The organism is Parasutterella sp. St.1A3, from assembly GCF_059728705.1.
This window is the reverse complement of sequence record NZ_BAAGFK010000001.1, coordinates 1,024,545-1,037,782: the sequence shown is the minus strand read 5'-3', so window position 1 is coordinate 1,037,782 and position 13,238 is coordinate 1,024,545. Positions and strand designations below refer to the sequence as shown.

Sequence of the window (13,238 nt, the reverse complement as noted above, 5' to 3'; positions counted from 1 at the left end):
GATTTTTTGTGATTTTTAAATTTTTAGTTCTCTAGTTCTGCAATTTTTCAGGCTCTCAGGCACGGAACTTCATCCGCATTCCAAGAGGGCCCTGTGATGCCGCTGGATTACTGCGCTGTGTCGGTTACAGTCATACCGGCAGAAAAAGCTTTGCTCACGGAAACACCCGCAATCTTTCTGAAACTTTGATTATGTCTTTGGAGCTCCACTGCCTTTGATGCTTCAGTCAGAAACGCTCTGATGCACAGAAGTTTGTCTTTAACGGAAGTTTCAGCGTCGCAGAGTGCCGGAATAAAACGGACCTCTCCTCTTAAACCGTAAAGCGCAACTAAATTTTGAACAGCCTCAACGGACAGCCCGAAAAGCACTTCAATAAAGGGCTCTTCCGAATGCTTTAACTGAGTGAACTTTTCAATTTCATCCGGGTTGTTCTTATAAATTTCCTCGCAAAGAAATGCGAACGAATAAGCAATCATAAGCAGCGACTTTAACGCAGACTTGTCCAGCGTCCCTTCGTCAATTGCGTCAATATATTCGTCGTAAGGACAGAAAAAGAGCAATTCTGCATCCGAAAGTACATCATAGTCTTTGGGATCGATTCTGTTTTCCTGCGTCATGTCCATTTCCAAAATCAAGTTTAAAGCGATGCTCAATACTGCTGAGTTTACTGATAGAATTTCCGACTCCGCAGTAAATTAAAGTCCTTAAAACGTCAAAAAATGACTTCCGAAGACTTCTGCCGCTCATTCTTTTCCGGATGCCGAAAATCCTCAGAAGCAGCGGCCGAATATCATCTTGAAATAAACATATTTTTTCATGAATGATCGCAAAGATCCGCTTTGCGCTTCATTGGCTTCAAATCAAAGAAGCCGTCTTTTTGAAATTATTATGATCGATTCTCAGTGGGCCTGCCTGATCTTCGATACCGTAAAAACCTAAAGAAATGTCCCCAAAGGCTTTCGCCCTCGGGGACATCTTTGATTACTTCAGCTTTAGTTTCTTGCTGCGGCCGGCTGAACAGTCTGCTCCGGAACTTTCAAGTCGTGAGCCGAAAGATCCGTTGAAATTGTCGCCGGAAGCGGCTGAGGCAAATGCTCAAGACCGAAACTCAGAACCTCATCAATCGTCTTAACCGGTCTGATCACCAGACCTTCTTTGACGTTGGCAGGAACTTCCTCAAGATCCTTCACATTCTCCTCCGGAATCAGCACTTCTTTGATGCCGCCGCGAAGTGCAGCCAGAAGCTTCTCTTTCAGGCCGCCGATCGGAAGAACATCGCCGCGCAGCGTGATCTCGCCTGTCATCGCGACATCAGCGCGAACCGGAATGCCGGTCATCGCGGATACCAGACCAAGCGTGATCGCGGAACCGGCGCTCGGACCGTCCTTAGGCACCGCGCCTTCCGGGAAGTGCACGTGAATGTCCGTCTCGGAAACCTGCTTGTAGCTGATGCCAAGCTGAGTCGCTCTCGAACGCAGAACGGTTCTCGCCGCCTCTACGGACTCCTTCATCACGTCGCCAAGCGAACCCGTACGCGTGATATTGCCCTTACCCGGCATGGTCGCGACTTCAATGGTCAGCAGATCGCCGCCCACCTCTGTCCAGGCAAGCCCCGTGACCTGTCCCACAAGGTTCTGCTTGTGCGTCACGCCGAATGTATAGCGGCGTACACCGAGATACTTCTCAAGATTCTCAGAATTCACAACCTGAAGAGACTTCGCTTTTTTCATCAGGAAGTCGCGAACAACCTTGCGGCAAATCTTATTGATTTCACGCTCAAGGCCGCGCACGCCGGCTTCTCTCGTGTAGTAGCGGACGATATCGATGATCGCGGACTCTTCGATGCGAAGCTCGTTTTCCTTCACGCCGTTCAGTTTCATCTGCTTCGGGATCAGGTGACGCTCTGCGATATTGCGTTTCTCGTCTTCCGTGTAGCCGGACAGATTAATCACTTCCATACGGTCAAGCAGCGGAGCCGGAATGTTCATCGAGTTGCTCGTCGCGATGAACATTACGTGAGAAAGGTCGAAATCCACTTCCACGTAATGGTCCTGGAACGTGTTGTTCTGTTCAGGGTCCAAAACCTCAAGCAGCGCAGCCGCAGGATCTCCGCGATAATCCATGCCCATCTTGTCGACTTCGTCGAGCAAAAAGAGCGGATTATTGACTTTACTCTTGGCAAGGCTCTGCAGAATGCGCCCCGGCATCGATCCCACATAAGTCCGTCTGTGACCGCGGATTTCGCTTTCGTCGCGGACGCCGCCTAATGCAAGGCGTACAAACTTTCTGCCTGTGGCTCGGGCAATGGACTGTCCGAGCGAAGTCTTACCGACTCCGGGAGGTCCGACAAGGCAGAGAATCGGAGACTTGACGTTTTTCACACGAGTCTGAACAGCCAAGTATTCAATAATTCTTTCCTTGACCTTCTCAAGCCCGTAGTGATCCTCTTCAAGGACCTCTTCGGCCTTAACCATGTTGCCGTTGATGCGTGTCTTCTTGCTCCACGGCAGTTCAATCAGCGTATCCAAATAGTTGCGGATCACATTGGATTCCGCGCTGTTCTGCCCCATCATGCGAAGCTTTTTGAGTTCGGCCAGAGCTTTTTCCTGGCCTTCATGGCTCATCTTCGCCTCTTTGATCTTGCGTTCGTACTCTTCGAACTCTTCGTCTGTTTCTCCGAGTTCTTTCTGAATCGCCTTAACCTGTTCATTCAGGTAGTAGTCGCGCTGGCTCTTTTCCATAGAGCGCTTTACTCGGCCGCGAATACGCTTTTCTGTCTGCTGAATATCCACTTCCTCTTCCAAAATGGAAAGAAGAAGTTCGAGCCGTTCGCCGACACCGCTCTCGTTGAGCAGCAATTGTTTGCGCTCGGGCGGAATGACCAGGGCCTGGGCGATCGAATCAGCAAACTCCGACGCATTATCAATCGCTGAAATCTTGTCGAGCTGTTCAGAGCTAATACGCTTATTGTTTCTCTGATACGAGGTGAACGTTGAGAGAATCGCACGGCGCAGCGGCTCAAATTTCTGAGCGCTCAGCGTACTTTTCTGCACTTTCTCAACATTTGCATAAATGCAGCTGTCAACGGAATAGTCGATGACCTTGGCTCTGTACAAGCCCTCAACAAGTACTTTCTGTGTGTCGTCCGGCAGTTTTAAGGACTGAATCACACGAGCGACCGTACCCATTTCGTTTAAATCCTCAGGATCCGGATCCTCTGTAGACGCCTGCTTCTGAGAAACAAGAAGAATCTCTTCGTTAATCTTGGAAGAACGAAGTACTTTATTCAGAGCATCCAGCGACTTAGGTCTGCCCACATACAGCGGGATGACCATGCCCGGGAAGAGTACAACATCTCTCAGCGGGAGTACCGGTAAATTCACAATCTTAGTTCTCATTAAAATCCTATACTGCTAAATTTCTTTATAAGTAAATTAATAGTTGGGGCTGAATCTCAAAAATTCAACCTCTGCTCTCCGCATCGCATTACTTGTCCACTCTATCAAATTCGAGAATAAGTTTCAGCCGAATACGTCTATATTTGGTGCCCGAATTGCTACTAATTACAAACTGTAGGTGCTGATCGTGAAAAAGGACAGGTTTTTAGGCCTGTCCTTTGCTTGATGTATCCGCTCAGAGATTTAGCTGCAAATAAATTTTGCTTTGCCGTCTCTCATGGTTTCTGCGGTGACAACAACTTTTTTCACATCAGTTCGGTCGGGAACTTCGTACATTGCTTCAAGCAGTGCGTTTTCCACAATTGAGCGAAGGCCTCTCGCGCCGGTTTTTCTTTCCTTAGCCATGGCCGCCGCTTCTTTTAGAGCTTCCGGTTCGACTTCAAGCACGACATCTTCCATCTCAAAGAGTCTGGCGTACTGCTTAATCACCGCGTTCTTAGGTTCTGTGAGAATACGCACTAAAGCGGCTTCATCCAAATCTTCAAGCGTTGCAATCACGGGAAGACGTCCGACAAGTTCGGGAATCAGGCCGAAGTGGACCAAGTCCTTCGCTTCAATATCGCGAAGCGCCTCTCCTTCACTGACCGCCTCCTTGCTCTTGACTTCCGCTTCAAAGCCGATACCGCTCTTTTCGGTCCTGCGGCGAATAATACGATCGAGTCCTTCAAAAGCGCCGCCGCAGATAAAGAGAATATTTGACGTGTCAATCTGAATATTCTTTCCGTTCGGATGCTTTCTTCCGCCGGAAGCCGGAACAGAAGCGATCGTGCCTTCAACAAGTTTCAAAAGCGCCTGCTGTACGCCTTCGCCGGAAACGTCACGCGTAATGGAAGGATTTTCACTCTTGCGCGCGATCTTATCGATTTCGTCAAGGTAAATGATGCCCTTCTGAGCTTTTTCCACATCCATATCACAGGCCTGAAGAAGCTTCAGGATCACGTTCTCGACATCTTCGCCGACGTAGCCCGCTTCTGTGAGCGTGGTGGCGTCTGCAATCGCGAACGGCACGTCAAGCATCTTGGCCATGCTCTGCGCAAGCAGCGTCTTACCGGAGCCTGTCGGTCCGATCAGAAGAATGTTGCTCTTCTGGATTTCAACGTCGGAATCGTCCTTATTTTCAAGGAAACGGCTGCGAAGGCGTTTGTAATGGTTGTAGACCGCGACGGACAGCACGCGCTTAGCCTTATCCTGGCCGATGACGTACTCGTCAAGATTTCTGCAGATCTGCTTAGGTGTCGGAAGCTCTCCGTACAGAATCGGATCCTTGTTATCCGCGTCCTCTGCCTGCTCTCTCGGAGCCGAATCGGAGCCGCCCGCTTGGACTCCGTTTCTCTTCAGCGCTTCTTCGATCACGCCGGAGTATTTCGCAAGCTCTTCCGTACACTCTCTGCAAATGTACTCGTCGCTAATCTGCGATTTATAGATTTCCGAATATTGTCCCCGGTGTGCTCCGCAGAAGGAGCACACAGGATCGTCTTTGTTGCTTTTCATTCGATTTGCTTTCTACGAATTCGTCAGTTATTTGAACTTCTTCTGCGGCTCTTCCCCGCGTTTGTTAAAGACACCGTCGATAATTCCGTATTCGCAGGCCTGAGCGCTGCTCATGAAATTGTCGCGTTCGGTATCCTCCGAGATACGCTCAATCGACTGACCGGTATGCTCGGAAAGAATTCTGTTAAGGCGTGTACGCAGTTCCAGAATTTCTTTTGCCTGAATTTCGATATCGGCCGCGGTGCCTTGTGTACCTCCGCTCGGCTGATGAATCATAATTCTGGAGTTCGGCAGCGCATAGCGTTTGCCTTTAGCGCCCGCTGCGAGCAGGAAGGCGCCCATGGAAGCAGCCATGCCCAGACAGATCGTAGAGACATCAGGCTTAATAAACTGCATGGTGTCATAAATCGACAAACCCGCGTACACACTTCCTCCCGGAGAATCAATATAGAGCGAAATATCTTTATCCGGATCCTCACTCTCGAGGAAAAGGAGCTGAGCCACAACCAAATTTGCGCTCTGATCTGTGACAGGGCCGACCAAAAAGATGACACGGTCGCGCAGCAGACGTGAGTAGATATCAAAAGATCTTTCTCCCCTTCCGCTCTGTTCGAGCACCATCGGCACCAATCCGGAATTGAAAGAGGCGGCGTGTTTCGTATTTTTATCCATAAAATTCCCCGCTTTATAAAAGCAAACGGCAAGGTTCATCCGCCTTGCCGATCTGCCTATATTTTTACCCCTGATCTAAACAGCGGTAATGTATTGGTTTGATTAAGCTCTGTCAGCCATCAGGTTTTCGAACGGGATCTTCTCATTCTTAACTTTGGCGTTCTTCAGAACCCAGTCAACAACATTGTTTTCTGTTGCGACTGCGGCAAGCTCAGCTTTGTGCTGAGGATTGTTGATATACCAATCAACAACTTCCTTCGGGTCTTCGTAGCTCTTAGCAATGTTTTCAGCCAGAGCCTTGACCTGTTCGTCAGTTCCCTGAAGGTTTTCTTTTTCAACCAGAGTGCTGATTTCAAGGCCGAGACGAACTCTCTGAGTCGCTTCTTGGAGCATTGCAGAAGCAGGAATATCCTGCGGCTGAAGCTTGATACCCTGAAGCTTCATCTTTTCGACGGCGTCGTGAATCAGAGCCTGTCTCTGTTCTTCGACAGCAGCGTGCGGCAGCGGGAAGTCGGAAACAGAGAGAAGAGCGGACATGGCGCTCTGCTTTGTACGAGCCTGAAGACGGGCTTCAACTTCGCGCTGCAGATTATCTTTAACGTCGTTCTTCATCTTTTCGAAAGATTCGATCTGAAGAGACTTAGCGAATTCGTCGTCAAGAGCGGGAAGAACTTCTTCGCCGACAGCCTTCAGAGTGGCTTCGAATTCAACGGTCTTGCCGGCAAGTTCCTTAGAAGGATAGTTTTCCGGGAATGTGACCGGGAAAGTCTTTGTTTCACCGGGTTTCATGCCGCGGATTCCGTTTTCGAATTCAGCAAGCATACGGCCGGCGCCAAGAATGAACTTGTAGTCGGAAGCTGTACCGCCGGCAAAAGCTTCACCGTCGAGTGTGCCCTTGAAGTCGACTGTGACTTCGTCGGTATCGGCAGCGGCTTTTTCAGTCGGATTGTAAGTTGCTCTCTGCTTGCGCATAACGTCGATTGTCTTATTGACGTTTTCGTCGGTCAGTTCGCATTCGTACTTGGTGACTTCAACATCCTTGACATCAGGAACTGTAACTTCCGGGAAAACCTCGAAAGTCGCTGTGAAGGAAATCTTGTCAGCGTCAGCGGGAGCGCCTTCTGTCGGAGCGATGTCAGGCATACCGGAAACGCGATACTTGCCTTCTTCGATCTTCTTGATGTATTCATCAATAGCGAGTTTGTTGATAACGTCGTATTCGACTTCACGGCCGTAAGCGGCGGCAACCATAGCTGCCGGAGCTTTACCCGGACGGAAACCGTGGAAGCGGGCTTTTTTGCCGCGTTCGCGAAGACCCTTGGCAACCTGTTTCTCAACTTCCTTGCGGTCAAGGAGGATCTCGACTTTACGCTCGAGAGGATTCGGTTTTACTTCTTCTTTAACTTCAGCGGCAGCTTCAGCAGCTTCAACTGTCTTGTCTTCAACTTTGGTTTCTTCAGCCATTATTTTTCCTTTCTAGAACCGTGGGATCACGGAAAACTTCTTGATTTAATGAATTTTTCGATTCGGCGATTATAACGATAAACATCACGCAATCAAGGAATTTCTGCAATCTTTAACAATTTCTTATGCTAATGATTCTCATTTGCAACTAAGTACCTGTATCACTCACCCAAAATGGACATTTTGATAGATTTTATTAGGGTTTTACCTTACTTACTTTCCCGTATTCAGATATAATGAGCCTAAAGAAATTTAACGCGTGGAGGTTCTGATGAGTAATAGAAGAAATGCACAGGTCCGCGTTCTTGAGTTAAGAGCTGAACAGGAAAAACAGATGCGTAAATGCTGCGTATTCGGCATGACGCTGACGCTTGCCGCTTTTGTTCTGGCTCAAATAGCTGCGTACCTTATTTGATATTGGGATAGGTGCGGAGCAGCCTAGACCAATTGCTCCAATTGAAGTTGATTCACCTGCACTAAAGGGCCCGTTTAATTCGGGCCTTTTGGTTTGTCGGCACCGCAGATCTACATCGATATAGGCGCCCCCTTTCAGTTTGATCGTTCAAAGAGCCAAGCCCTCCCATCCTGCTTCACTAACCCCTCCTTCGCTTTTCGTATCTGTCATTTCCAAAGGCCGAGTCCTTAAAAAGATTTCTGATGTTTTCCTTCAATCGAAGAAGTCTCAGCCTATTCCATAAAAACCGCATCAAGCATTCAGCACTCATGAGTCGCGGCTCAGGCCTAAGATGAACGGCACTTTTTTGAGCCTCTGGCTTTTTTCTGATTTTTGTGTATAATTTCGCATTCTGACAGCAGGGGAGTCGCCAAGCTGGTTAAGGCACCGGATTCTGATTCCGGCATTCGAGGGTTCGAATCCTTCCTCCCCTGCCAGCTGTCATACATCTTGTTTGTAGGGGAATCGCCAAGCTGGTTAAGGCACCGGATTCTGATTCCGGCATTCGAGGGTTCGAATCCTTCTTCCCCTGCCACTCAATTCAAGATTGTAGGGGAGTCGCCAAGCTGGTTAAGGCACCGGATTCTGATTCCGGCATTCGAGGGTTCGAATCCTTCCTCCCCTGCCACTCATCTTAAATACCCATTACCTATTCAAACTTTCTGTACTTTTGCAGGATTTTTGCGCTGTGCAGAAGACATGCGGCTTCTCTTCTTTTTTAGCGGTCCGTGAATTTCAAAATTTCGCAGCATTCGCCGGGACGGTCTCCCCTTATTGCAAGGCCGCCGCAAAATCGAAAGGCACAGTCAATCTTTCCTGTACCTTCTTAAACTGCCCTTTTGTATCTATATTTGCTTTTAACTCCGATTTCCTGAGCATCCGTCCGGTCTATTGTTCTGCAGGCTGCGGCTGACGGCAGCCGCTGACCCGTTTTCTAACCTTCAGTTCGTTACCCGCAGCTTCTTATTCAATTAATAGAAGAGCGATACAGCCGAATTTTAGTTATCAGACGAGTTCGGCTATCGCCGCGCGCGTCAGCTGAATAGACTTTGCTGCAGCCTCTTTCACAAACGAGTCATAAGACACCGGCGCGTATCCCGACGCGTCATCGGAAATCGCGCGAATAACCACAAACGGAATCTCATTGATGAAGCAAACCTGCGCAATCGCGGCCCCTTCCATCTCAACTGCCGCTGCGTCAAAGAAATCACGTATCCAATGCTTACGCTCAGCATCGCAGACGAACTGGTCTCCGGAGGCAATCGTGCCGATCTGCGCTCTAAACCCGAGCTTTTCTGCCGCTTTGAGAGCCGCCTCCCGATATCTCGGCTCTGTCTCAAAGTAGACCTTATTGATGCCCGAGACCAGGCCCTTCGGATCACCGACACCTGAAGTGTCCATGTCATGCTGACAGAGCTTTGAAGCGATCACAAAATCTCCGAGAGAAATGTCTTTGCCGATACCGCCTGCCACCCCGGTATTAATAATGGCTTCCACACCAAAACGCAGAATCATGGTCTGTGCGCAGACAGCGGCAAAAACCTTACCGACGCCGCTGACCGCTGCCACAACTTTTTGGCCGTCGAGCATGCCGCGGTAATAATCAATACCGGAAATCGTGATGGTTTCCGCTCCTTCCAAACTGTTTTTCAGCGCTTCAATTTCGACGCGCATTGCTCCGATAATGCCGATCACTTCTGAATCCTAAAAAGAGAAAGGCTTTCCCGCCGAGAGCGAAGAAAGCCGGATGATGTCTGTAGTCCGCGCTTAAATCAGAACGGCAGCGGGCTGCCCTTTGCGTCAAAGAGCGGAAGTTTCTGAAGATAGATAATGTCGTCTCTGCCGACCGCGTCGCCTTCGGCAAGAATCGCCATCTTTCCGACGACCTGAGCGCCCGCAAGTGAAGCTAGTTCCTCAAGCGCTTCCAATGAGCGGCCTGTTGAAATCACATCGTCGACAATCAGAACACGTTTGCCTTTCATGCGTGCAATCTGCTCTCCGTCCAGATAAAGCTTCTGATCTTTTGCGGTAGTGATTGATTTCACCGAAACGCTGATGGGATTATCCATGTAGAGTTTGATTCCCTTGCGGGCCACCATGTACTCTTTGTCGCCGTGCTGGCGTGCCATTTCGTGAATCAAAGGAATGCCTTTGGCTTCCGCAGAAAGCAGATAATCATATTCCGGCGCGATTTTCAGAAGTGCCTCAGCGCTTTTTACTGTGAGCTCCTGATCTCCGATAATAATGAAGGCGGCAATATTGATGTCCTGACTAATCGGACAAAGTTTGAGTGAACGTTTTAAACCCGCTACTTCGATCTCGTAATCCATCTATAACTCCGAGTTGAAACTCTTTTTTTAAATCCTACTTCAATTAAGTCTGTTTTTTCTCCTTTGCGCCTAATCTCAGGCACAATGAAGAAAAAATTTGCACTACGGAATAATACCGACATCTCAAGCAGTTGAATTGACTGTGAGCTCCTCTTCCTGATTTTTATTCGCAAAAAAACGGAATTTCTCCCGAACAGTTATACAATAAGGCTCATGGGGACGGAAAGGTTCTCACAAAGAACATCCGCTCCTGATCACAACTTCGATGTCGTAATTCGAGGGCCATAAGCCGTGAATCTCTTCCCGTACAATGCGGGTAACGGTCGTTATGGCCTTTTTAATAATAATCACCTTAATTTCTAATGGAGCAATCACCGTGAAGGTTAAACTTCTTTGTAAAGCCGCTCTCGCGCTGGCCGCCGTCGGCTTGTTTGCCTCTGCCGCCTCTGCCGCGTATAAATCCGAATACAAGCTCAGCGTTGTTCCCGGCGCTTCTTCCGGCTGGGGCCAGACGGCTACTTTCTTCGCCGACTGCGTTCGCAAGAAATCCAACGGCCGCATCAACATTAAGCCCTACTTCGGCGCTCAGCTGATGGCCGGCAAACAGACCTCCGAACTTCTGCTCGTTCGCCGCGGCGCTATTGACTTTGCGCTTGCTTCCACAATTAACTGGTCTCCGCAGATTAAAGAGCTCAACCTGACCGCTCTGCCCTTCTTTATCGCCAACAACCCCGACCGCTACAAAGCGCTCGACGCGATTGAAAAAGGCAAATCCGGCAAGATGCTCGAACAGGCTATCGAAAAAACCGGTGTTAAATTCATCGGCTGGTCTGAAAACGGTTTCCGCGAACTTACGACATCCAAGGGCCCGATCGAAAAACCCGAAGATATGAAAGGCATGAAGCTTCGTGTCTGCGGCACTCCGATCTTTATCGACATCTTCACCAAGCTTGGCGCCAATCCGCAGGCCATTAACTGGTCTGAAGCTGTAACCGGCTTCCAGCAAGGTATTGTTGACGGACAGGAAAACCCGACCAACGGCATTAACGTCCCGACAAAAGTCTGGCAGTGGCACAAGTACTCTACCGACTGGCATTACATGATCGACCCGCTCTTCTTCACCGCCAATAAGAAGGTTTGGGACGAATTTACGCCCGAAGACAAAGAGCTGATCCTCAGCTGCGCCGTCAACGCTGAACTTTACGGCAAAGCGCTGTCCCGCCTCGGCAACGATGACGGCTCCGCTCTGGAATACCTGAAGAAGATCGGCAAAGAACCGGCCGTTACCGATCCGAAGGGCGAACTCAGAAAGAACGGTATGACTGTTACCGAGTACACCCCGGCAATGGTTAAAGAGTTCTACGACGCGACTAAGAGCGTTCGCGACGACTGGACCAAGAAGATCGGTCCGGATCTGGTCAAGGCCGCTGAAGAAGACATGAAGTCTGCTCAGTAAGCCCGAACTCTGATTTAAAGCGTTACGAGGCGGTGCAAACCGCCTCAATTTACAAAAAAACTATGCTTCACTTCCTCAATACCCGATTCGAAGAACTCTTAGGCGCCTTCCTGCTGGCAGTGATGGCGTGCATCGCGTTCATCAACATTATTGTTCGCTACTGCACCAATCTCTCCTTCTCCGCGTCTGAAGAACTCACCGTAAACTTTTTTGTATGGATCGTGCTTTTAGGCACATCTTTAGCCTTTCGCGAAAGCAGCAACTTTACGATGAGCGTGGTTTACAGCTGTACCAAGGGCTGGCTGCGCAAAGCGCTGTATATTTTTTCCGTTATCTGCTGTCTGGCATTTTTCGTGTGGCTGGTTTACCTCGGCGCAATTGAGGTCATTGATGAAATGGACCTGAACGTTTCGTCCGAGTCGCTGGATATTCCGGTTTGGCTCTATACCCTGGCAACACCGCTCTTTTCTCTTCTCATTATTGTCCGAATTCTTCAGCGCACAGTTGAAGATTTCCGACTCAATCGTTTTTAGAGCGCTGTGCACAAAATGAATAAAAACAAAATTCAAAAGGAGAAGAGATGACTGCATTGCTGAGTGATCCGGGGCTTTTGCTCCTGACTCTTTTTATTGTCATGCTTGTACTGCGCGTACCTATCGCGATCAGTCTGGGACTTTCCGCGGCCGTAGTCGCCTGGAAGTTCGACATGGGCATTGACATGCTTCCCTATAACTTCTTTGCCGGCGTTGCCAAAGTGCCGCTGCTGGCGATTCCGTTTTTTATTCTTGCGGGCTTCATCATGGAAAGCGCGGGTATTGCCGCGCGTATTGTCCGGCTCGTAGAGAATCTGGTCGGCGACATGACAGGCGGTTTAGCAATTGCGACGGTCGCGGTCGCCACCTTCTGGGGCGCGGTCAGCGGCTCGGGTCCCGCGACAGTGGCCGCACTCGGCCTGATTCTGATCCCCGCGATGGTCAAGAACGGATATGACAAGGCTTTTGCCGCGGCAAACGTTTCCGTAACTTCCGGTTTGGCCATTGTTATTCCGCCGAGCATCGCATTCATTGTGTACGGCGGCATTGCCGACGCCTCTGTTCCCGCGCTGTTTGCCGCCGGTATTATCCCGGGTCTTATCGTCGCCGGCTTCCTGATGATCACGGTCTACCTGATTTCCAAGAAGCGCGGCTACCGCGGTCTTCCGAGACAGGAATCCACATGGGTTGTCTTTAAAGACGCCTTCTGGGGCGTACTGACTCCGGTCGTGATTTTAGGCGGTATTTACGGCGGTATTTTTACGCCGACCGAAGCGGCTGCTGTTGCGATTTTCTATGGTCTCTTTGTCGGTGTCTTCGTTTACAAGACCTTTAATTCGCTCTCTGTGCTGACGCACGTTCTTGTGGAATCGACAAAAGCGACTTCCGTCATTATGTTTGTCGTAACCTGCGCGGGTCTCTTCGCTTGGGTTGCGAGCACCGTCGGTTTAGTAGAAAGAGGCGCCGCGGTCCTTTTGGCATTGTCTGAGAACCCCTGGGTACTGCTGCTGCTGATCAACATTATTCTGTTTGCGGCAGGCATGATCATGGACGCGATTTCGATCTACTACGTCCTGCTTCCCTTCCTGCTTCCGATTGTGCATCATTTCGGCTGGAATCCGGTCTGGTTCGGCGTCATGATGACGGTAAACCTTGCGGTCGGCCAGGTAACGCCTCCTGTTGCAGTGAACCTTTACGTCGGCGCTCAAATTGCCGATCTGACGATGGAAGACATTACACCGCCCGTGATTCCGCTGCTCATTGCAACGATCTTCGCGCTGGCAGTTATTGTTCTCTTCCCGCCTCTGACGACATTCCTTCCGAATCTCTTCGGGCTCTAAAGGGAGCTTCTGCAGTACAAGGCCGCTTTTTGAGCGGCCT

The 13,238-nt window shown here is 49.6% G+C and carries 11 protein-coding genes and 3 tRNA genes; 7 read left to right on the top strand and 7 right to left on the bottom strand.

The features are described 5' to 3' along the window. Nucleotides 1–107 precede the first annotated feature (107 nt). From AC6I1F_RS04935 to tig, 5 genes are all read right to left on the bottom strand, one after another. Nucleotides 108–617 carry a hypothetical protein gene (locus AC6I1F_RS04935; RefSeq protein WP_160336137.1) on the bottom strand — a complete coding sequence of 170 codons (510 nt, stop codon included), beginning with the start codon at nt 615–617 and terminating at the stop codon, nt 108–110. 375 nt (nt 618–992) lie between these two features. Next, on the bottom strand, nt 993–3,398 hold the full coding sequence (gene lon, locus AC6I1F_RS04930; RefSeq protein WP_160336138.1) for an endopeptidase La: 2,406 nt from the start codon (nt 3,396–3,398) through the stop codon (nt 993–995). 243 nt (nt 3,399–3,641) lie between these two features. Further along, nucleotides 3,642–4,949, bottom strand: a complete 1,308-nt coding sequence (gene clpX, locus AC6I1F_RS04925; protein ID WP_160336139.1) for an ATP-dependent Clp protease ATP-binding subunit ClpX — start codon at nt 4,947–4,949, stop codon at nt 3,642–3,644. Nucleotides 4,950–4,976: 27 nt separating this feature from the next. Beyond that, the gene (gene clpP, locus AC6I1F_RS04920; RefSeq protein ID WP_160336140.1) at nt 4,977–5,621 is read right to left on the bottom strand and encodes an ATP-dependent Clp endopeptidase proteolytic subunit ClpP; all 645 of its coding nucleotides are present in this window, start codon (nt 5,619–5,621) and stop codon (nt 4,977–4,979) included. 102 nt (nt 5,622–5,723) lie between these two features. Beyond that, nucleotides 5,724–7,085, bottom strand: coding sequence for a trigger factor (gene tig / locus AC6I1F_RS04915; RefSeq protein WP_160336141.1), 1,362 nt, complete (start codon nt 7,083–7,085; stop codon nt 5,724–5,726). 271 nt (nt 7,086–7,356) lie between these two features. Between tig and AC6I1F_RS04910 the strand changes: the two genes are divergently transcribed. The 4 genes from AC6I1F_RS04910 (at nt 7,357) to AC6I1F_RS04895 (ending at nt 8,167) form a co-directional block, all read left to right on the top strand. Continuing rightward, nucleotides 7,357–7,500, top strand: a complete 144-nt coding sequence (locus tag AC6I1F_RS04910) for a hypothetical protein (protein WP_160336142.1) — start codon at nt 7,357–7,359, stop codon at nt 7,498–7,500. 399 nt (nt 7,501–7,899) lie between these two features. Then, nucleotides 7,900–7,976 (top strand) — tRNA-Gln (locus tag AC6I1F_RS04905). Nucleotides 7,977–7,997: 21 nt separating this feature from the next. Continuing rightward, nucleotides 7,998–8,074 (top strand) — tRNA-Gln (locus AC6I1F_RS04900). Nucleotides 8,075–8,090: 16 nt separating this feature from the next. Beyond that, a tRNA-Gln gene (locus AC6I1F_RS04895) sits at nt 8,091–8,167 on the top strand. A gap of 377 nt (nt 8,168–8,544) precedes the next feature. On the opposite strand, the gene AC6I1F_RS04890 is transcribed toward AC6I1F_RS04895, so the two are convergent. Next, nucleotides 8,545–9,234, bottom strand: coding sequence for a 5'-methylthioadenosine/adenosylhomocysteine nucleosidase (locus AC6I1F_RS04890; protein WP_160336143.1), 690 nt, complete (start codon nt 9,232–9,234; stop codon nt 8,545–8,547). 77 nt (nt 9,235–9,311) lie between these two features. Further along, nucleotides 9,312–9,869, bottom strand: coding sequence for a phosphoribosyltransferase family protein (locus AC6I1F_RS04885; RefSeq protein WP_160336144.1), 558 nt, complete (start codon nt 9,867–9,869; stop codon nt 9,312–9,314). 376 nt (nt 9,870–10,245) lie between these two features. Between AC6I1F_RS04885 and AC6I1F_RS04880 the strand changes: the two genes are divergently transcribed. The 3 genes from AC6I1F_RS04880 to AC6I1F_RS04870 all read left to right on the top strand — a co-directional run bounded on the left by AC6I1F_RS04880 (nt 10,246) and on the right by AC6I1F_RS04870 (nt 13,198). Continuing rightward, entirely contained in the window at nt 10,246–11,325 is a 1,080-nt protein-coding gene (locus AC6I1F_RS04880; RefSeq protein WP_160336145.1) for a DctP family TRAP transporter solute-binding subunit, read from the top strand. 62 nt (nt 11,326–11,387) lie between these two features. Continuing rightward, on the top strand, nt 11,388–11,858 hold the full coding sequence (locus tag AC6I1F_RS04875) for a TRAP transporter small permease (protein WP_160336146.1): 471 nt from the start codon (nt 11,388–11,390) through the stop codon (nt 11,856–11,858). A gap of 47 nt (nt 11,859–11,905) precedes the next feature. Continuing rightward, nucleotides 11,906–13,198, top strand: a complete 1,293-nt coding sequence (locus AC6I1F_RS04870; protein WP_160336147.1) for a TRAP transporter large permease — start codon at nt 11,906–11,908, stop codon at nt 13,196–13,198. Nucleotides 13,199–13,238: the final 40 nt, after the last annotated feature.